This is a genomic window from Nostoc sp. (assembly GCF_036917415.1).
Lineage (GTDB): Bacteria > Cyanobacteriota > Cyanobacteriia > Cyanobacteriales > Nostocaceae > Nostoc.
In genome coordinates, this window is sequence record NZ_JBALDJ010000132.1 from 1 (window position 1) to 20,847 (window position 20,847).

General features: G+C 39.3%; 14 protein-coding genes. 5 read left to right on the plus strand and 9 right to left on the minus strand.

Annotation, left to right across the window (positions count from 1 at the left end):
• The first annotated feature begins 282 nt into the window (after positions 1-282).
• The 3 genes from V7K41_RS32270 (at position 283) to V7K41_RS32280 (ending at position 3,485) form a co-directional block, all read left to right on the plus strand.
• Entirely contained in the window at positions 283-840 is a 558-nt protein-coding gene (locus tag V7K41_RS32270; protein ID WP_334854574.1) for a COP23 domain-containing protein, read from the plus strand.
• An 81-nt stretch (positions 841-921) separates the two neighbouring features.
• The gene (locus V7K41_RS32275) at positions 922-1,749 is read left to right on the plus strand and encodes a S1 family peptidase (protein ID WP_334854575.1); all 828 of its coding nucleotides are present in this window, start codon (positions 922-924) and stop codon (positions 1,747-1,749) included.
• The gene (locus V7K41_RS32280; RefSeq protein ID WP_334854576.1) at positions 1,746-3,485 is read left to right on the plus strand and encodes a trypsin-like peptidase domain-containing protein; all 1,740 of its coding nucleotides are present in this window, start codon (positions 1,746-1,748) and stop codon (positions 3,483-3,485) included. The genes V7K41_RS32275 and V7K41_RS32280 overlap by 4 nt, the downstream gene beginning before the upstream one ends.
• Positions 3,486-3,716: 231 nt before the next feature.
• Here the strand turns inward: V7K41_RS32280 and V7K41_RS32285 are convergent, their stop codons facing one another.
• The 3 genes from V7K41_RS32285 to V7K41_RS32295 all read right to left on the minus strand — a co-directional run bounded on the left by V7K41_RS32285 (position 3,717) and on the right by V7K41_RS32295 (position 5,672).
• A complete protein-coding gene (locus tag V7K41_RS32285) occupies positions 3,717-4,262 on the minus strand; it encodes a PsbP-related protein (RefSeq protein ID WP_334854614.1) in 546 nt (181 codons plus the stop codon).
• A 120-nt stretch (positions 4,263-4,382) separates the two neighbouring features.
• Positions 4,383-4,820, minus strand: coding sequence for a hypothetical protein (locus V7K41_RS32290; protein WP_334854577.1), 438 nt, complete (start codon positions 4,818-4,820; stop codon positions 4,383-4,385).
• Positions 4,821-4,928: 108 nt separating this feature from the next.
• Positions 4,929-5,672 carry a response regulator transcription factor gene (locus V7K41_RS32295; protein WP_104905330.1) on the minus strand — a complete coding sequence of 248 codons (744 nt, stop codon included), beginning with the start codon at positions 5,670-5,672 and terminating at the stop codon, positions 4,929-4,931.
• A gap of 157 nt (positions 5,673-5,829) precedes the next feature.
• Here V7K41_RS32295 and V7K41_RS32300 point away from each other — a divergent pair, with 157 nt between their 5' ends.
• Positions 5,830-6,894: a YheT family hydrolase gene (locus tag V7K41_RS32300; RefSeq protein WP_334854578.1), complete on the plus strand. Its 1,065-nt coding sequence runs from the start codon at positions 5,830-5,832 to the stop codon at positions 6,892-6,894.
• A 181-nt stretch (positions 6,895-7,075) separates the two neighbouring features.
• Here V7K41_RS32300 and V7K41_RS32305 read toward each other — a convergent pair whose 3' ends face one another.
• The gene (locus V7K41_RS32305; protein ID WP_334854579.1) at positions 7,076-8,041 is read right to left on the minus strand and encodes an acyltransferase family protein; all 966 of its coding nucleotides are present in this window, start codon (positions 8,039-8,041) and stop codon (positions 7,076-7,078) included.
• 289 nt (positions 8,042-8,330) lie between these two features.
• Between V7K41_RS32305 and hetI the strand changes: the two genes are divergently transcribed.
• A complete protein-coding gene (gene hetI / locus V7K41_RS32310; protein ID WP_334854580.1) occupies positions 8,331-9,050 on the plus strand; it encodes a 4'-phosphopantetheinyl transferase HetI in 720 nt (239 codons plus the stop codon).
• A gap of 93 nt (positions 9,051-9,143) precedes the next feature.
• On the opposite strand, the gene V7K41_RS32315 is transcribed toward hetI, so the two are convergent.
• From V7K41_RS32315 to V7K41_RS32335, 5 genes are all read right to left on the minus strand, one after another.
• The gene (locus V7K41_RS32315) at positions 9,144-9,947 is read right to left on the minus strand and encodes an SDR family NAD(P)-dependent oxidoreductase (protein WP_334854581.1); all 804 of its coding nucleotides are present in this window, start codon (positions 9,945-9,947) and stop codon (positions 9,144-9,146) included.
• A gap of 689 nt (positions 9,948-10,636) precedes the next feature.
• Complete coding sequence (locus V7K41_RS32320) at positions 10,637-12,151, minus strand: thioester reductase domain-containing protein (RefSeq protein ID WP_334854582.1); 1,515 nt, start codon at positions 12,149-12,151, stop codon at positions 10,637-10,639.
• Between the two features lie 2 nt (positions 12,152-12,153).
• The gene (locus V7K41_RS32325; protein ID WP_334854583.1) at positions 12,154-13,830 is read right to left on the minus strand and encodes a PfaD family polyunsaturated fatty acid/polyketide biosynthesis protein; all 1,677 of its coding nucleotides are present in this window, start codon (positions 13,828-13,830) and stop codon (positions 12,154-12,156) included.
• Positions 13,831-14,070: 240 nt separating this feature from the next.
• Complete coding sequence (locus V7K41_RS32330) at positions 14,071-18,831, minus strand: PfaB family protein (protein WP_334854584.1); 4,761 nt, start codon at positions 18,829-18,831, stop codon at positions 14,071-14,073.
• A gap of 215 nt (positions 18,832-19,046) precedes the next feature.
• Positions 19,047-20,774 carry an SDR family NAD(P)-dependent oxidoreductase gene (locus tag V7K41_RS32335; protein ID WP_334854585.1) on the minus strand — a complete coding sequence of 576 codons (1,728 nt, stop codon included), beginning with the start codon at positions 20,772-20,774 and terminating at the stop codon, positions 19,047-19,049.
• Between the last annotated feature and the right edge of the window lie 73 nt (positions 20,775-20,847).

Consider the following 20,847-nt stretch of genomic DNA (forward strand, 5'->3'; position numbering starts at 1 on the left):
TACCCTAGCCCGGATAGTCCCACTTTGTTTCCAACTTGATTGCCTATCAGGCAAGTCCTTTTGTCAATAGGGTTTGAGACGCGCTAACCCTGTTGATATAACGAGGATGGCAAGGATATGGTTCTAGCTAGGTTCTCAAGTGGCGAATATGGACTCGAACCGTTTCTATATTTTTACTGATATATCTGAGCATAGTTCCGAAAATCAGCAATTTGACATTGTAGCTAGCTCTATTCATGGCAAGTTCAAATTATCATACTTTTATTCGTTAATACTTAATATATGCAACTGAGGTTATTTGCTGACATATTACCAGGGGTAGCAACAGCTTACGTGATTTCAGTTTTAGCCTTGGCAGTTGCCACCACAAGCAACCAGCCGAGTTATGCTAGAAATAACAAATTCTTTTGCACGCAGGAACGCGGTGTACCAGTTACTAAAGTACGCACCTCACGGGGAAATGAGACATTCATCCGTTGGGTAGTTAAAGATTTTAAAAAATTTCCACCCTCAGAACGTTGTAACATTGTATCCACAAGGCTGCAACGCTATTACGATAATGGTTCACTTTTCATCAGGAGTGAATTTAACTTCAAGAACTATCCAGTTTTGTGCATCGCCAATCGTAAAGGCATACCTTGTACTTCAGATAATGTACTAGTCACCCTCAAGCCAGGAACTGATTTAGGAAGAGTCTACCAGCAGATAATTGCTTTTCGCCGTGGTGTTGCAGGTAAACCTTTGGATTTAAGTGGCAAATGTCGCCCTTATACTGAGTATGACGGTGATTTGTATCTTGATGTTAAGCAATTAGTAGATGACAAGCAGTGTGGTCAATAGACTTTTGCGTTTAACAATCTCAAAATAGAGTCTGTATAATCTTCTTTCTAGTTGGCAGTTCTTTGCGGAGTTTACATTAACATGATCTGGCAATGGCTCAAAAACGGACTTGCGTACACAGTCTGCTTGCTAGTTTGTCTTGCTGGTATTTCCTTAGCATTGCCAAAACAGCAAAGCATTTCTAGTGATGTTACTAAACTTTATCGGACATCAACTCCCCTTTCACCAGAGCAATTACAACAATTGGCAAAGACAATCACTGTCAAAATATCTGCAAAAGAGTTACTTGGTTCAGGAACTTTGCTGCAAAAAAAAGGACAAGTTTATACAGTAATAACTAATGCCCATGTCTTAAGAACAGCTAAACCTCCCTATCAAATTCAAACACCAGATGGGCGTGTCTTTAACGCTTCTGTGTTGCAAATGCCAGAATTTAAGAACGAAGATTTGGCTGTATTGCAGTTTCGTAGCCCAGATGTAGTTTATACAGTTACTAATATTAAAGATGCATCTAGCTTGCAAATTGGCGATGAGGTTTTTGTTGGTGGATTTATATCAAATTTAACTAATCAACATCTGTCTCCCCAAGCAGCAAAAATCTTTAATAATCAGTTTTTCTTTACCTCTGGTAAAGTCACTTTATTGTTAAAAAAAGCTTTAGAGCAAGGCTACCAGATTGGGTATACAAATGATGTTCGTAAAGGGATGAGTGGTGCACCATTATTAAATGTATATGGTGAAGTTGTGGGTATCAATAGCTTACATAAAGACCCACTTTGGGATACTCCAGAAGTTTATCAGGATGGTTCCCAACCGGATAAATCATTACAAGAAATAATTACACGTTCTAGTATGGCTGTACCTATTAGAAAAGAAATATTAGAAAATCGTTGGGAGAAGAAATCATGAGGTTTGCTGGTGGACTTCGGGCAGTATTATTTGGTACAGCAATTGTCATTGTGCAGCTGCAAATTGCCACGGCGTTGAAACCCACAGAAGTTAGTCCGATAGCTCAACAAATTACAGTCCGTATTGATGGAGCAGGTACAGGTTCTGGCGTAATTATTGAACGCCAAGGCAATACTTACACCATTCTCACAAATTGGCATGTGGTGCAATTTGAAGGTAGCTACACAGTCCAAACACCAGATGGTAAACAATACACCTTTAACAGTAGCCAAGTGCAACCATTACTAGGTGTTGATTTGGCGACATTTCAGTTTACTAGTAACCAAAATTATAGTGTTGCAGAAAAAGGAAATTCTGAAAACTTACCATTGGGGGCAACTATTCATGTAGCAGGTTATCCTCAAGACTCATCAAACCTCAGCTTTCTAAGTGGTCAAATTTCTAGTCTTGTAACAAAACCAAAAGATGGTTACGCTTTTACTTATACAGTGAATGCTTTTCCAGATATGAGTGGGGGACCGATACTGGACGAGCAAGGTAAATTAGTAGGAATTCACGGGCGTTCTATAACTCGTCCAGATACTAGTGCTGTTACTGCACTTGGGATTCCCTTGAAAACTTATTTAAGTTTTTCGGTATTTACACAACTTTTGGCAAATATATCGAGTCTAAAACCACAAAATACTCTGATATTTTCTACAAAACCAGCTGCTTCACCACCTGTAAATATACCCTTAAAGTTGACATTAAATCTATTTACTTTAGGGATGACCATGACTGGACATTCCAAAACACTGCTTAAAAACGGCTTCATAGAAGGAAGCGTCTATTCAGTCGCCATAAGCCCAGATGGCAAAACTTTAGCCAGTGGTAGTGGTGACAAAACTATTAAAATATGGAACCTTTCCACTGGGAAAGTAATCAATACCCTCAAAGGTCATTCTTCTTGGATTAAGTCAGTCGCCATCAGCCCAGATGGCAGAACTTTAGCTAGTGGTAGTGGTGACAAAACTATCAAAATATGGAACCTTTCTACAGGGAAATTAATTAATACTCTCAAAGGTCATTCTGATTCGATTAAGTCAGTCGCCATCAGCCCAGATGGCAAAATTTTAGCTAGTGGTAGTGATGACAAAACTATCAAAATATGGAACCTTTCTACAGGAAAATTAATTAATACTCTCAAAGGTCATTCTGATTCGATTGATTCAGTCGCCATCAGCCCAGATGGCAAAATTTTAGCTAGTGGTAGTTGGGAGACAATCAAAATCTGGAACTTCACCACTGGGCAAAAAATTCGTACCCTCAAAAGTTATTCTGGTTCAGTTTTTTCATTAGCCTTTAGCCCAGATAGCAGAACTTTAGCTAGTACTGGAGGATCTTTGTTATCCTTGCCACTGTTGAGCAAAGATTCATCACTGTTCAAGGACGACAATATAATTAAAATCTGGAATATCGCTTCTGGACAAGAAATTGTTACACTCAAAGGTCATTCTGATTGGGTTAGGTCAGTTGCTTTTAGCCCAGATGGCAGAACCTTGGCTAGTGGTAGTGATGACAAAACTATCAAGATTTGGTATGTCCCTACTTGGAAAGAAAATATACTTGATAGCCCTCTCAAAGGTCATTCTGGTTTAGTTTATTCAGTAGTCTTTAGCCGAGATGGCAAAACTTTAGCTAGTAGTAGTAGTGACGCTACTATCAAAATCTGGCGGTTATCTAAGCTATCATTCTAAATATTAGATTTTAAATTTTGCTTTGCTTAACTCTATTACGAAGTGAATTAGTTTATTTCAACAGATATAGGTTGAATAGAAATAATTCCTATCATTTCCAGCAGAGAAACTGTATAAGCGGAAAGCTCTAAAAAATCAAACACCAGGAAAATCAACAAAATCTCAAGTTTTTTGCCCTAACACTAATATTCAAAAGTTAACTGAGAAAGTAACACACTCTATTTCTAATTCCTAATTATTTGCTGTAATTTTAAATGATTCAATCATCGCTTCAACAGGAGGTAAATACTGAGAATATTTTGCCGACTCTGCTGTATAAGTGATAAAGTAAACCTTGCCGTTTCTCACCGTGCCAATTTCCATAACCTGGAGTTTACATTGTCCTTCTTGCCGATAATAAGTTAATTTATAAGCGTTAAAGTTTGATAGCGTTGTCGATGATGTAGTCTCATCATTAATTTGTGTATTTGGATTAATATTTTTAATCTTGCTGATTGCAAAATGTTTAGATTCTTCTACAGATAACAATTGTGGAGATAAGTCATTGATATTAGTCGTTATTTCTAAAATACAAGAGTCAACCTGCTTGTAATTTTCAGGTATAAATTTAATTACCTGACCGCCAAAATCACCGCCTGGTTCCACAAAATCACCACTTGGTTCTATTGGTTTCCAGTCGTCTGGATATTTAATTGCAATGCCATTACGCTCTTCAGAACGTGAAAGAATAGGTGTGGAATTAATGGTATATAAAATTAATAAAACTATAAAAGTAATTACTGCGAATACACCTACAGTTAGTAAAACTTTCCACGGTCGAGATTTAACAGAACCGCTATCTGAAAGATTACTTTGTTGTGGGCTTAACTTTGTCCCCGCCCCTGAGGACGACGGTAGTCAGTTAAATGTCACTGGGGCGTTAAATATAGTGCCTTGGAAAACATTCTTCATCTCATCTGCCAACTTCTGATAGTTAATGACATTTGGCTGTTGCGGCTGAGACTTTAGGTTATCGGCTTGTTGCTGTATCAATTGAATAAAATTAGGATTGGGTTCAGCTTTAGCTGCTGTTGCTACTTGTTGTGCAGCTTGAGCCAGTTCAGGATTAGCTTTGGCAGCAGATTCTACCTCTAGTAAAGCTTTGCCATAATCGAGAGGTTGTTCTGGCATTTGTTCAATAGCAACTACAGTATGGGGAGACTGTTTTTTGAGGGTGACGAGAAACTTGCCAGCCCGATCCCATAAAGCTTCACCTACCTTTTCGCCTGTCTTTTCTAAGGCTTTGATGGCAATTACAGAGCTAAGAGCGATCGCCGCAGTAGTTAAAGGTTCCATATGCTATTTAAATGACTTCAATGAAGTACATACAATAATTCGTAGGGTAGCACAGCTGTGCTACCCTACTAACCTGAACACTCACTACTTACAATTGTTGCGGTGATTTCATTCAACGACTGTTACCGAAGCCCCTTCGTTTGATGGAGGGATACCGGGTAATTCAAGACAGTATCCAGCACCATACACTGTCTTGATATAGCGGGGATGGCGAGGATCTGGTTCTAGCTTGGTTCTCAAGTGGCGAATATGGACTCGAATCGTTTCTATGTCATCATCAGGATCGTAGCCCCAAACTTCTCTGAGGATTTCGCTAGGAGAAACCGTTTGACCGTGGCGTTGCAGCAAGCAGTGAAGTAGCTCAAATTCCAAGTGAGTCAATTTCACTGTCTCATTGAACCATATCGCCTCAAATCTTTCGGGAACCAGGGTTAATGAGCCATAGTTGAGAATCTCACTGTGCTTTGCGGCTTGGGGAATCCGGTCAGTACGCCGCAAAAGTGCCCGCACCCGCGCCAGCAGTTCTTCAACTTCAAAAGGTTTGGTGAGGTAGTCATCTGCGCCAGCATTGAAGCCTTCCACCTTGTCCTGAGTTTGGCTCAAAGCCGTCAACATTAACACGGGAATCTCAGAGGTGCGATCATCTCGGCGCAGGCGTTGGCAAACGGTAAACCCATCTACCCTAGGCAACATCAAATCGAGCATGATCAAGTCTGGTTGTAGCTGGAGAGCCAGCGCTTGACCTTTGATGCCGTCTTCAGCTTGACTAACATCGTAGCCAGCCATTTCCAAGTTGACGGCAACTAGTTCTGAAATTGCTGGGTCATCGTCTATGACAAGAATCCTCGGCATTCTTAAAAAATTATTACTACTTATTAAGGATAATTAACAACCTTTGATAGATACAAAGATTTTTAAATCGATTCTAAAAAAGATTTTAAATCTTACATAAATATTAAGATTAAATGACTGTGAAATCAAGACTCAACTAAACGAAATCTTATAGTCTATGATGTGTTATACTCCTCCCTACAATCCGTCTTGGTTTTTACAAAACGGTGTAATTATGACTGTACACACCGCTTTGTGGGGAAGCCGTTACTGGGAAAGTACTAATCAAAACCCAGAACCGTCTTATCACGAAAAAATATTTATAGGTGGGCAAGGTGTGCCAATTTTTGGCTTGGTTGCCATCCCTGAAAATGCTCATAGCACAATTATTGCTACTTATGGTATTACTGGAGAGTTAAAGACAGAATGGTCTTTGCGAGTGCTAGGACGTAAAGCCTACGCTCAAGGCTACGCTGTAGTGTTATTTGATTGGCGTGCCCACGGTAAAACCGCCGACTTGTCTCCAACTCTGACTTCCGATGGTCTGTATGAGGGAGAAGATTTTATTCGCATCGCCGCCGCTGCTAAGGCAATGGGATGTCCAGGAAAATTTTGGTTTACAGCATTTTCTTTAGGAGGGCAGTTGGTGCTATGGGCGCTGAAAGTCGCTAGTGAAGTGATTAGAGAGCATGAGGATTTAGGACTAGAAGATAGCGACATTGGCGGTGGTATGGTGATTTGTCCCAGTTTGGATTCTGAGCGATCGCTATCTTATCTAGTCACAAAGCCCTTCGGCAGATATTTGGAAACCCAGATTGCCCGGAATTTAAAAAAACTGGCATGGCGAATACATGATGCCCATCCTGGAAGCATTGATCCAGCAGCGATTGAACGGGCAAATAGTATCTGGGGTTTTGACAATGAACTGGTAATTAACCGACTAGGTTTTCCTTCTGTGGAAGCATATTACCAAGCCAGCAGCGCTCTACAAATATTGCCGCAAATATCAAAACCGACTCTGATTATCTACGCTGCTGACGATCCACTTTTTGACCCAGCCATCATACCTGAATTGCAAGATGCCTGCGATCGCAATCCCGTAATAAATTTGTTGCTCACCCGTTACGGTGGCCATGTTGGCTATATGAGTAGCAAAAATTGCCAGCGCCAATTACGAGACCCTGACCCTTGGTGGGCATGGAATCGGGTTTTACAATGGTTGGAGCAACAGCGTAATTCGTAATTTATTTTGGTTTCAGAATGAATATATTGTCGCCAGTCTATAATTACTAATTTTTCATAGAAAAGGTAATAATTAAGATTATAACTTTCAGAGAGAGCTTTTCCAGATACCGTGAAAAGTCAGAATCAAATCGGATTATTATATAATACAAATTGTTAGTTATTCTGTCTATCAACATCTTTTAATTATGTTGATTTCTAATTTTTTTACGCCAAGCAATTAGTGGGCTTTCAAAACAGAAAAACCCTATTGCTGAAAGAAATGTAGAAAATAATAGCATTATCAAAATACATTTTAAGTTCCAGTGTATCCCTAATTTCTCAAACTCAAAAACAACCAAATAATGAGATAAAAATAATCCGTAAGATAGATTTCCTAATAACTCATCTAAATATGTTTTTTTTATTTTTATTAATAAAGGTATAATTATAATTCCTAATATTAATCCTATTAATACTTCTCGATTGTAGGGCAATATCAAACGAGGAAATAAAAAAGTTGCTGCCAATAATAAACATGAAAAAATTAATGTGTACTTTACTGGCTGATTTGTAATAATATTGTTATTCTTGTGTAAAAAACTACCACAAAGAAATATAAATATTGTTCCAAATATTAATCTATAACCAAAATAATCTGTGTTAATAATTCCTAAATAAGCCATCAAGAAAATTATATATGATAATAAAAAAAATACTTTTTGTAATTTATATATTAATAAAAATGGAATTAAAATATAAAAACATCCTTCCAGACCCAGCGACCATGCAGGTGGAATAATCATAAATTTGTCTCCTACCCAAGGAGTCATATAAAATCCCATAGGTATTATCAAAAGATTTTGTAATAATCCAATTTCTGTAGGTTTACTAAGAAAAGGTGAGTTTAATCCAAAGATAGAATAAATAATTAAAACTGCTATTATGTTAAATAAATACTGCGGATAAATTCTCAAAATTCTATCGAGATAGAACCAAACAATTTTTTTAGTATCCAAATAATTTTTAGATATCAAGGCTGTCATTACATATCCACTTATAAGTAAGAATGATATTACTGCTATCACTCCAGGGTTTAAGCTGTTTATAAGTACTCCTGCATGACTTATAGCAACAAAGATTGATAACAAAAAACGATAGATTCCCATTAGACATCTCTAAAAATAAAATTACCTAGTGTTATTTTAGTATAATTAAGTAATAAATTATTTTTAGAACATGAGTAAATTATTTAAATATATGGAAAAATATCCAAAATCCGGCAAGTTTTTGATCTAGCGTGAGGATAAAGATTTTAAACAATTATTAACTCAACGTGATGCACTATATGAGTAAAAAGAATTACATAAAAAACTCCAAATTATAATGTCAACATCAATAAAAACCTAATCAAAGTTAATCTAAAACCAAATTATAAATTATGAACTACAAATTATTATGACTGCTATTCATCATCTCTGGCTACCTACACCAACAAATTTAACTTTGCTACCGAATGAAATTCATATCTGGCGCATAGACCTTGAGCAACCAGAAACACAACTGCAAAATTTAGCAGCAATTCTTTCCAGTGACGAAACAGCTCGTGCTGAACGGTTCTATTTTCAGGAACATCGGCAGCGTTTCATTGCTGGTCGTGGTATTTTGCGAACTATATTAGGTCGCTATTTGGATATCCAGCCGTTACAAGTGCAGTTTAATTATCAACACCGTGGCAAACCAGTATTAGCAGATACATTTGCCGATAGTGGACTGGCGTTTAACTTGTCTCATTCTCAAGGGTTGGGTTTGTGTGCGGTGAATTGTACCCGCCCAATTGGTATAGACCTAGAATATATTCGCCCGATGTCTGATTTAGAGGCTCTTGCCAAACGGTTCTTTTTACCGAGAGAATATGAGATGTTGCGATCGCTATCTCCCAACCAACAGCAAGAGGTATTTTTTCGTTACTGGACTTGTAAGGAAGCTTATTTAAAGGCAACTGGAGACGGACTATCCCAGTTAGAGCAAGTTGAAGTATCGCTGACTCCCACAGAACCAGCCAAGTTACAGATAACTGAAGACTGGAGTCTTTTTGAACTAGTGCCTGCTAACAATTATGTTGCTGCTGTTGCTGTAGAGAATTTTGGCTGGCATTTAAAGTGCTGGCAGTATTGATATTGATTAAGCTCATCTATTGGCTGAAACAAGAGAGATTTTGCGGACAAATGACCAATGACCAATGACAAATGACAAATGACAAATGACAATCTACTTATTTTCCTGCATATTTCTCACGATTTTTGTCACAATTTTTCTAGGTACAAACCTGACGCTTTTTGCAAGTAGTTTATTGATAAAACCAGGAATGACAATGGTTTTGCCTTTCATTAAGGCGTGAAAACCAATTTCGGCTACTGTTTTTGCATCCATCATCTTTTTGCCCTTGAGCAACTTAGAGTCAGCCATTCCCGTTCTTTCATGAAAGCCAGATTCTGTTGAACCTGGGCAAAGAACTGTCACAGTGACACCTGTGCCTTCTAATTCATTAGCGATCGCTTCTGAAAAAGATAAGATATAAGCTTTAGTCGCAAAATAAACTGCCATCAAAGGTCCTGGTTGAAAAGCAGCGGCTGAGGCAACGTTTAATATTTTACCCTCACCTTGCTTTACCATACCCTTCACGAATAGCTTAGTTAAATGGGTGAGACACACCAAATTTACCTGTAGCATTTCCAGTTCAGTAGCTAGGTCAGTTTCATGAAATAATCCATAAATTCCAAATCCGGCATTATTTACCAGCACATCAACATTTATATCGGCTTTTTGCAACTCTGTAAAAATTTCTTCAGGAGCCGTTGATATAGATAGATCCTTAACAATAGATTTGACAAAAATTCCAAATTCTTCTTGGAATTTAACAGCAATTTCTACTAGCTTTGGTTCATTTCTGTCTACTAAGACCAGATTATAATCATGAGCGGCAAAAATACACGCTAATTGGTAGCCAATTCCACCAGCTGACCCAGTAATAAGAGCAGTTTGTCTGCTCTGTCCTTGATGTGTTTTGTTCATGTAAGAATGTTGGTGAATTCAATTTGATGAAGCTGCATTGCATTTACAGTCGTTCTCGTTCTACAATTAAGTGCGCGTAATATTTGACCTGACAAGAAATATATTAAGTTATTCCCCTTGCAAATACTTGTGTGATGCTTTAGATAGATGTACCAGTCCAAACGCAAATTTAGGACTTATGCATCGAATAAATTGGGCATTAAAGAAGTTCGGTTATTTCAAACTATTAGCGTCTGGCTTTTGATTACTCACAAAAGCCAGCAGGTAAAATCAAACTTTTATGCCCGATACTAACCATTCTATCCTCAATTGCTTCTGTCAAGAGTTGAATCCTGAAAATTTACATTATTGGGCATAAAAAAACAGGGCAATTATATTGCCGCTGTTAGTCTATAAGTTGTTGCTGGCATCTAAAAGATTGGCTATTCAGTAGTGCTGAGTTTTAAAAAATCGACTAAATAAAATTATTTTGTAGTGGAGCCAGGGCGTTGTAAAGGTTCCCGACGCTCGATAGCGTAGCGTTAGCAACGTAGGAGCGTCTGACTCGCTCTAAGCGAAGCCATGCCGCAGGCTTTACGCTGCGCTATCCCTTGTCACAACTGGCGTTGTGTTACAGCTTCTGTAACGCACCGAAAATATCTGGGACGGTGCGTTAAGTTACTAACACATCCTACGCAATTTTTGAGTTTCTAAGCGATATTTAAGAAGCCACTTTGAATCAAGTAGGCGGTGTAAGTCATAAACAATTGAGAGTCAATTGGAGGACAAGCAATAGAACTACCTGCTAGTGCACGAAGAGTATCTTGGCAGCTAATATGAGGTCTTCTAGCTTGCAAATACAAATCAGGAATAGTCAATTGCTCATCAGACCAACGCTCTAGTAAAAATGGTCGCAGAGTATACAAAGGATTGTCTACAGAAGACACATTATTGATTAACTCTGATTGCCATTTTTCGTAAGGAATCATCTCAACTGAATAACCAAAAGAGCGTATCCACTCAACTAATATTTTTAAAGAGACAGGTTGAGGATGTTGTAAATTGAAAGCCTTACCTATAGATTCTTTTTGCCGTGATAGATAAACAATGGCTTTACTTACATAGTTCACAGGTGACATATCCAACATATAATCTACATCAGGAAAACTTCCCATTTGTAGACAGCCCTTGGTCATCAGATTGATAAAGTCATGTGTGTTACAAATGCCTGTTTTGCTATCACCTGAAATTAGTGGTGGTCTATGGATAGTTACAGGAAGTCCACGGTCACGAGCAATTTTGACTAACTTTTCAGCTACCCATTTAGTTTGAGAGTAACCAAGATAAATACCTTCCCAATGATTGAATTCATCCTGTTCTTTAACAACCTTGCCAGCATAGGCAGTCGATTCAAAAACAGCCACACTAGAAACATAATGTACAGGCTTGACTTTAATTTGACAAGCCAATCTCAAAACTTCTTGAGTTCCTAAAACATTGGCTGCTTTCAGTGCTGAGTAGGGAAAAACATAATTCAACAAAGCACCGCTATGATAGATAGTATCAATATTGGTAGCTAAAATTTGAAACTGTTCAGAGCCAACACCTAATAACGGCAGAGATAAATCACCGACAATCGGAATAATTCTGGACTTAAATTCTTCCTGCCAAATTGCATACTGTTGCAGATTCTTTTGGAGTTTGCTTTTGCCTTCATCGGCATTAGCAGCACGCACTAAGCAATAGATATCGGCATTAGTTTCTTGTAGCAATTCCCGAATGATAAAAGCTCCTAAAAAGCCTGTTCCTCCAGTTAAAAAGATGTTCTTGGGTTCACCCACAAGCACATTAGATGCAGCACCAGGATGGATGGTAGGGTCAAGAACAGCCTCAGCACCTAAATCTAGAACAGAGGGTGCAGTGTGGGCATTAGAGGTTGTCACTCCTGTATCTTGAATCGGTGAATCTTCTTGCACTTCTTCAGCTAAACGCTGTGAAAGAGCTTCAATATTTGGATAATGCCACAGAAGCAATGGAGAGGGTTGAAATCCGAGCAACTTTTCTAAGTTACTGACTAGAATCATTGCTTGGGCTGAATCCAAACCATAGTTTTCTAAATGTTCTTTGACATCTATTTCATCAGTTGCTACTCCTAGCAACTTAGCTAAGTTAGATACCAAAAATATTTGAATATCGTCTGCTGTGAAAGACTGTTTTATAGTCATTTTTAAATCTCCAACAATGATGTAGAACGAACAGGGTGATATTGACTGTAATAATCGGAAGTTTGCAGTCCTTGAATTTTCAAATTTTGGACGCGATACAAAAAGGCTGCACCAGTCATAATTTGATTAGCAACATCAACTACACCACGATTATTGGGTTCAGACAGATAGGAACCGCGTACCCAGTCATTGAAACCGCCCATTGCCGGGCCACACCAAATTTGATAATCGACTTCTCTACCTTTTTCACCAGAACTAGACCAGCGAGAAGATAATCCTAGATACCAGCGGAAAATCAACGCCATTTTCAGTTTAGGATTATTGACTGCTTTCCCTAGTTTCTCAGGATTCTTTTGGGACAAATAAGCCGCAGTTGCTTCCCATACTTCAGCAATAGTTTTGCGAAAAACTTGTTTTTCTAATTTCTCTCTTTCTGCCAACGGAATCTCTTCAATCGAATTATAAGCGCGGTAGAGTTCAAATAATTTCTGCGCTCGCATGGGGAACATTGTACCCCGTTTGAGAACTTGCAATTTGACTCCCATTTCAAACATATCTGCTGCTGGAGCCATTATCATATCAGCCATTTCTGCTTGGGCTAACAACTTTTTGGTATGTTCACAAGCCCCAGATTCAACGCATGACTGATTAATAGAACCGGTCATTATATAAGCAGCGCCCATCATAAAAGCAGCTAATGTTGATTGTGGTGTTCCAATTCCCCCTGCTACTCCAATTCTAATCGGTGTTTGGTAATGATATTGTGCTTGAATTTCATCCCGCAAGGCAATAATAGAAGGTAACACACAAACCAGAGGACGGTTATCTGTATGACCTCCAGAATCAGCCTCGACGGTAATATCATCAGCCATCGGAACTTTGGCTGCAAGAGTTGCTTGTAACTCAGTAATTAATCCTTTTTCCAGGAGTTCTTTGAGTATTCTGGCTGGTGCTGGTTGCAGAAATTTAGTAGCAACTTCTCGACGAGAAATTTTGGCAATGACTTTATTTTTGATTTCAATTTGATTGGCGTTATTCAACCCCAATCCAGCAACACGGTAATAAACAATGTTGGGGGTCAAGTCGAGAAATGCAGATGCTTCTACTGTTCTCACTTGATATTTGAGGTATAAATCCACAGCCCGACGTTCAATCGCAGGTTCATTAGGGCTGTGAATTAAATTAAATGCATAAGGCCCTTGAGGTAAAGCTTGTTGAATGCGATTTATGGCTGCTTCCAAACGTTCTGGAGTTAAACCACCTGCACCAAAGGAACTCAAAATTTGCTCTTTTCCGAGTGCAATAACCATTTCTTCGGAAGCAATTCCGCCAGCCATTGCGCCAGTAACGTAGGCATATTTCACTCCATGATAGGAGAGAAAATTAGGATCTCCAAATTGTTGAATGCGGATTGGTGCTGCAAATGTTAACAGTTCTACTTGTGCTGTTGTGCCATTATCACCAGGGGATAAATAACCCTCATTAGTGACACCGATTTTTCCGGCAACTTTCACGATGTAGCAGGGTTTATTTAATACCATCAATTTATCTTTGATGGTTTGTTTCTCAAAAGATACAGTTTCTAAAGAGCCTTTCCAAACCTGGTTTTTGTTATAAGACCAGGAAGAGAAATTAAGGCCATTATCGTGTTTACTTAGTACCGTATCTACGGTTGTCACGGCAGTTATCCCTCGGATTACAAGCAATGGATGATAAAAGTGAAGGGTGTAGACTTTTTAAAGGGGTCTACGTTTTTTTAGGAACCGCAGAGGCGCAGAGAGCGCAGAGGAAGGAAGATGCACTTAATAATTAGTAAATGAACTCAAAACGAATTCCTAACATAGAAATCTTCTCTATTTCTCTTCTCTCTGTGTTCTCTGCGCCTCCGTGGTTCGTTTATTTTTCCTATAAATCTCTTATCAGGATTCGTCGTTAAGCAAGTTTTGGGCGCAAGCTAGTTGCAATTGAATGATTTCGCTCATTTGCTGACTATAATCTTGTCTAGCTTGTAAAAAAGCTGTGTGCGCTTTAGTTATTTTTGAATTATTAGCATTGAGCTTTTGATACTGAGTCTTATTTAAATCGAACATACTGATGATGCTACTAATTCTTTTAGTTTTGACGGGTGGGGAAAAAACAGGAATTGGCTGTTGAATTGCGTTTGACTCAGAAGATTGTAATTGTTCTCTCGGTTCAAAAACGTTATCAATGATATTTTTCTGTTTGAGTTCTTCTGGCTGAGTAGGGAATGGCAAGATGCTAGGGGAGTAATTTTTTTCTTGGGTTATTTGGTTGGAAGTATTAAGAGAATCTGTGATTTCAGATTGTTGGAGATTAGGTATGTTTGGATGCTGTTTTTTAAAGCGATCGCTCCTAAGATCCCCAGCGAAATCTTCAACAAGTTTACAATTTTCTTCGCTAAAAATTGTAGCAGCAATTGCTTTTCCACCCAAGGTAACTGTTCTTAATATTGCTTGATTTTGATGAGTTGTTTCTTGAGCTTTGTTGTACAGTGGTGATAAATCTACGTTCACCTGATGACTGAGTAATTTTGCTAATGCTTTGACCATTGCAGCATGATCATCCATTCCTCTACGATTCAGAGAAACTGTGATATGTTCTTTGTTGCCGAGAATTTTATCAATCCATCGCGAACAGACATTACCTGCGCCTGCTTCTAAAAATATTCGGACTCCATCGCCGTAGACACGATTCACTAATTGCGGAAAATCAAGTTCTTGGCACAATCCTTTGGCGATGTTGTGCGCGATCGCATCACTTTCAAGTACAATTGGCTGATAATCGGCGGCAGAATAAAACACAATACCAGGAAGATTCTGTGATGGTAAGCTGTTTACCTTCTTGATTTCCTCTAACTGCGATCGCATCGCTTCACAATGTATCACATGGTCGAAGGGAGCGGGGAAAGAATTACAACCTAAAGTTTGGATGACTCGTTTACAGGCTGAATCATCACCAGCAATTAATACTTCTTCTGGTGTGTTGATTTGAGTTAAGTAGACGCGATTCTCATGTTTCAGGCATTCTCTTACTTGAGATGGAGTAGCCATGAGAACATAGGTATTCCAAAAATTGTTGTTTGGTGAATCTGTTAATCCCCAATATTCACGTACAGCATTTTTCGGGCCAGATAACTTATCGCCAAATAGAGGTGATGAATTTAAGGTATTACTTCCACCCTCCAAATCGCTCCAAACTCCTTGGGCAACCATCATGCTAGTTTCACCCAAGCTATACCCAAAAACACATTGCGGCTTGACTTGAAAATCATCTCTAAAAATTGCTGTCATGTATCTAGCAAAAGCGATTTCACTTTCAAACATTGCCAGTGAATCATCTAACAATTGCTTTTCGAGAGTTTCTAGTTGCCTGGTTGTTAATTTAGGTAAACTTCTGGGATAAACTAGTTTTTCAACATCGGCTGCTCGATTGTAGAGGTTGTTGCTTTTTAAGTCCTCGAATACTTTCGGGAATAAACGGAATACACTACGACCAATACCAATATAAGAATTGACAGCTGCGGGGTAAACATAAGCAACTGCTCCGCTTTTACCCAATGGTTTCGCGGTGAAATAACTTCCTAAAGGCGTTTGCCAATCTGTGCCGTTATCAAAAGCATTATTTATACCTTTGCGGGCAGATTCAATTTCTTTGAGTAAATCTTTTGTGTTACGTCCTGTGATTGATAAGACGTATTTTGGATTAGAATGCTGTTCAAAGGTAGCGAATGTTTTACTGGCGGTAGCTGATAAAGAAGAACTAGTTTCTATGGTATTTTGGAGATTGTTGAGAAGATCGGGGATAGTGGAGCGATCGCTAACTGCGATGGGAAACAGATGAAAAGGCATTTGTTGCAAATATCTGTTGTCCCGCTCTTCTTGGCTGGGTTCCTCCGATAGGATTAAATGGGCGTAACTCCCATCTATACCCATACTATTAATTGCTGCTATTCTGCGTGTACCGCCTTTATCGACAAACCAAGGTCTTGATTCCATTGCCACATAGAAGGGACTACCTTCCCATACTTGCGGTGTTTTGACACCAGACCATTTGGGTGTGGCGGGAATATACCTGTAATAAAGACAGAGAGCGGTTTTGATTAAGCTAGCAATTCCCGATGCTGTATAGGTGTGGCCGATATTGGCTTTGATGCTACCTAATGCACAGTGCAAACCATTGCCCACTTTCGGATAAGCTTGCAGTAAACCTGTGATTTCCGCTTCATCCTCCTGGGGAATGCCACTACCGAAGACTTCCACATAGTTAACCTCTGTGGGTTGAATCTCCGCCATCTGGAAGGCTTGTTTGCAGACATTGCTGATGGCTGAAGCATCAGGTTTGACCTGAGTGTTACCCAAAGTAGAATTACCTTGTGCAAAACTCATGGCATCAATTACTGCATAGATGCGTTCATTGTCTTCCTTTGCAGCTTCGTAGCGTTTGAGGACGACAGCACCCGCGCCTTCACCAACCGTCCAACCGTTGGCTTGTTGGTCAAAACTCAACGTATTGACACCCGTGTTGATTGGTGCAAATTGGTTGCGGAACAAAACATTTTCCACACCACCGGCTAAATCCACTGCACCCACAACGACTGCATCGACTTCTCCAGTTGCGAGTAGCATTTGTGCAACTTCCAACGCTTTCAGGGCAGAATTTTCGCCAGCGCTGACGGTGAATGCAGGGCCAGTGAAATTCCACAAAGCAGAAATCCGACTCGCCATGATGTTGGCGATGTGACTTACATATTCGCCGATTTCTACTGGTTGGTGAATGCTATCTTTGACAATGGTTTCCAGTTGGGAAAGCTGTTCAGCAGGTAGAGAAATTCCTTGGTTGAGTAAGCCATCCTTAACTTGCCAAGATAGATTCCATCTTTGCTGTAGCTGATGCACAGAGAATTCTGTCTCGGCGGCGACAATCACTGCGACATTACCACCCTCCTTTAGTTTCGCATCTTTCACGGCGCGATCGCTAACCTTGAGGAGCAACAATTGTTGTGGATTTAACTTCTCTATTTCATTCGGTGGAATTTTACACGATAAAGTATCGATTTCAAAATCTTTGATGTATGCCCCTACTGGTGCTTTTCCCTCTACTAAACCGTACTCTTTCAGGATACTTTCTTGATTTTCTATACCATGCCATCTTTGAGGCGGTAGAGAAGTAAAATGCTGTGTTCCATCATAAATACTGCGTTCAAAGGCATCTAAACCATTACAGTTACCAAAAAAGGCATCCATGCCGACAATGGCAACTTTCACAGGTGCAAGAGGTGCTGTTAATTCAACTGGTTGTGTTGTAGTTCCTTGTTCTAAAATTAGATGAGAATTAGTGCCACCAAAACCAAAAGCACTAATAGCAGCCCGTTTAATCGGTGCGTTATTATTGGGCCATGCTGTAGCTGTTCTAACAATTTTATCGGCGGAAATTGTACTTTTTTCTGATGTTAAAGGGTCAGAAACATTCATGGTTGGTGGAATTACACCATGAGACATACTCAAAATCACCTTAGTCAAGCCAACCATGCCCGCAGCAGTTAACAAATGACCAGTATTTGCCTTAGCAGAACCCACCAGAGGCGCAGCTTTATTTTGACTAAAGAATGTTTCGATGGAATTGAATTCGGTTGTATCTCCTAGCAATGTGCCGGTGGCGTGACATTCTAGATAATCGATAGTTTTTGGGCTAACTTTTGCCTCGTTATAGGCTCGTTCAAAAGCTAAGACTTGCCCTTTAGGATTCGGACTTAGTAAATGTTTACCTTTGCCATCATTCGAGAGTCCATTACCGCAGATAGTAGCGATAATATTATCACCATCTCTAACGGCATCAGAATATCTCTTCAGCATCACCATCCCAACACCATCGGCGGGAATTAGCCCTCTAGAAGATTTATCTAAGGGGCGACTGATGCCGTTTTCTGCATACCCTTGAACACCAGAAAATAACATCCGCACGAATAGCGAATCTGCACAACTGATGGCTCCAGCTAACATGACATCAGCTTTGTGCGACCATAAGTAATGAGATGCTAGTTTAATAGCATAAAATGATGATGAACAAGCAGCATCCAGACATAAATTAATCTGGGAGAGTGAGAAGGCTTGAGCAACGATTGATGCTGGCAAACCAGATATCATCGCGTTGTATAAAGATGCTTTAGTTGCACTTGGGAGAGTAGCTAAATCAAAGTCTTCATACTGCAAAAGTTTTCTGACAGCAGGGTTAATAGCTTTCTGGTAAATTGGAGATAATAATTGATTAGATAATTTTGTCGGGAATGACAAATTACCTAAAATTACGCCGCATTTTGCCAGGACATTTTGATTACCCCAATAACCACTTTGTACTATTGCTTGTTTAGCGGCATACAATGACCATTTGAAGGTGTTATCTAAACCAGCAACAAATTCTGATGGTAGATTGTATTCGGAAGGATTAAATTCAAAGTTGTGGATGTATCCGCCTTTGAGGGAATAGGTTTTGTCTGGTGTACCTTTAACTGGATTGTGAAATATTGTCGGATCTACTCCGATTTCTTCGACGGTTGCAGAGGATGTTGAATCTTTTTGAGCAATAATATTTTGCCAGAATTCTTCAGGGTTTTTGGCATCGGGGAATAGGCATGATAAAGCGATGATGGCTATTTTTTCCACGATTTATATGCTCCGAGTTTGGGTATTTAGCAAGAGATAATTAAAAGGCAGGATTTACGCTGTTCCCCAAACTTTGAAGTGGCAAGTTATAGCAATCCTAGTTGAATTGTGAAAATTGGTTTTTAACGAACCGCAGAGGCGCAGAGAGCGCAGAGAGAAGAATCAACATAAATTTTCACAGATGATTTAGGATTGCTCTAAATGTGAGTTTTAAACTAGCTTCGGAGTAATTTCATTGACCAAATGATGGCGTGGGCACCGAGCATTCTTGAGTATATTTTTCCTTGGCGGTTGTGTATGATGAAGTTTGCGATCGCACTACTTGGTGTCTTAGATATTACTTCACAAGAAACGTAAAATGTTTCGTTATGTGGTATCATCTCAAACTGTTCAAACTTTTCTACTTTTCCTGGTAAACAACCTTCTTGATGAAAGTGTTGTGTCCAAACCCATAAGGCGTGCATACTCAAGTCAGTGGTGTAAGGATTTACCCATTGGACGGGGAATTGTCCTTGTTGCTGTGCGGTGAGTTCTGGCCAAAGACATTCTGTGGTGATTTTTTCAGGAGTGATGTTTAAAACTCTTTTGATTTCTTGAAAAGCGGGACCGTGAAATAATGTAGCTCCACCATTTTGGTAAAAAGCTTTTCCTATCACAGTGATGATATTATCTTGTTCGAGATTGAGAGATTCATAGATGGGTGCAGATGGGATTTCACGCTGGAGATTGAGTTGAGCGCTAAAATGAAAATGGGTTTTTCCTTCTGGGTTTTTACTCGAAATTTTTGCTTTAAGTTCGATTTTTTCAAGATTAACCTTGGAAACTTCTTCTATTTCTAAAATATGTTCCTTCGCTAATGTTTCATTGAAAGTAATCCCCTTCAAAACTTTGAAATCTTGGTAATAAAACAACCGATAACCTGGATATAATTGTTCACAAGCATTGATAATCCAGGTCATTGCACAAGTTGCTGGTAAAACTGGAGAACCAGCAATAGTATGATCGTGTAAAAATGGATTAGCCTCCAATGTCATTTGGCGACGAATACGATAGGTTCGTAGTTCTGAATCTAACTCTGTAGCCATTGGAACTAGTGGGCTACCAATAACAACTTGTGCGGTTGCATGATTGGTATTATCCATTTCTTTGACAAGCATTTGTGCCCCAACTGTAATGGGAATTATTTCAATTTTCCGCTCTTGAAAAATCTTCTTTAATTCTGCTGTCACCATCCCACTATCCCAAGCGCCCCAGTTGATAGCAACTACATGACATGAGGGATAACTTTGCTTAAATATATGGGCTGATTTGTTCAGAATTTCATTTGCGATCGCATAATCAGATTGTCCAGGATTTCCGTAAAAGCCTGTTACTGAAGAGAACAAAACTAAATGCTGAAGCAAATTAGGATTAACGCAAGCAAGTAGATTTTCTAAGCCTTGAACTTTCGCGGTGTAAACTTTTTCAAAATCCTCTTCTGTTTTCTTTTCAATTAACTTATCGGCTAAGTTTCCAGCACCGTGAATGATGCCGGTAATTGGGCCAAGATGTTGTACAGCAGTGGCAAGTTTTTCTTGTAAAGCTTGCGTATCTGTGACATCGACGCTGATATATTCTGCTTTAGCTCCGGTTTTTTCAATTGCTGCTAGAGTCTTTTTAATTTCGCGGCTGGAGGTAATTTTATTATATATTTTTTGCACATTCATGGGTGTGGGCTTCTCTCCTTGAGAAAGAAGATTTTCCATGATGCATTTTTTCAATGCGGAGTCATCAGAATTTTGAGCAAAATCTGGCTCGGTTTCTAATAGTTCAGAGCGACCGAGGAGGATAAATTTGCAGGGTTGCTGTTGGGCTAATCTGATAGTACACTCAGCCGTAATCCCTTTTGCACCGCCGCTCACGACAAAGACAGATGATGGACTAAGCTGGGCTGTTTGTGTCATAAATCCTCGTGAATACCTGCATAATTTTGGTTTTTTCTTCCTCTGTGTCCTCTGCGGTTTTTTTTAAACGAAC

Coding starts and splice junctions, on each gene's coding strand:
- V7K41_RS32270 (WP_334854574.1), top strand. CDS start 283: ATGCAACTGAGGTTATTTGCTGACATATTACCAGGGGTAGCAACAGCT.
- V7K41_RS32275 (WP_334854575.1), top strand. CDS start 922: ATGATCTGGCAATGGCTCAAAAACGGACTTGCGTACACAGTCTGCTTG.
- V7K41_RS32280 (WP_334854576.1), top strand. CDS start 1,746: ATGAGGTTTGCTGGTGGACTTCGGGCAGTATTATTTGGTACAGCAATT.
- V7K41_RS32290 (WP_334854577.1), bottom strand. CDS start 4,820: ATGGAACCTTTAACTACTGCGGCGATCGCTCTTAGCTCTGTAATTGCC.
- V7K41_RS32295 (WP_104905330.1), bottom strand. CDS start 5,672: ATGCCGAGGATTCTTGTCATAGACGATGACCCAGCAATTTCAGAACTA.
- V7K41_RS32300 (WP_334854578.1), top strand. CDS start 5,830: ATGATGTGTTATACTCCTCCCTACAATCCGTCTTGGTTTTTACAAAAC.
- V7K41_RS32305 (WP_334854579.1), bottom strand. CDS start 8,041: ATGGGAATCTATCGTTTTTTGTTATCAATCTTTGTTGCTATAAGTCAT.
- hetI (WP_334854580.1), top strand. CDS start 8,331: ATGACTGCTATTCATCATCTCTGGCTACCTACACCAACAAATTTAACT.
- V7K41_RS32315 (WP_334854581.1), bottom strand. CDS start 9,947: ATGAACAAAACACATCAAGGACAGAGCAGACAAACTGCTCTTATTACT.
- V7K41_RS32320 (WP_334854582.1), bottom strand. CDS start 12,151: ATGACTATAAAACAGTCTTTCACAGCAGACGATATTCAAATATTTTTG.
- V7K41_RS32335 (WP_334854585.1), bottom strand. CDS start 20,774: ATGACACAAACAGCCCAGCTTAGTCCATCATCTGTCTTTGTCGTGAGC.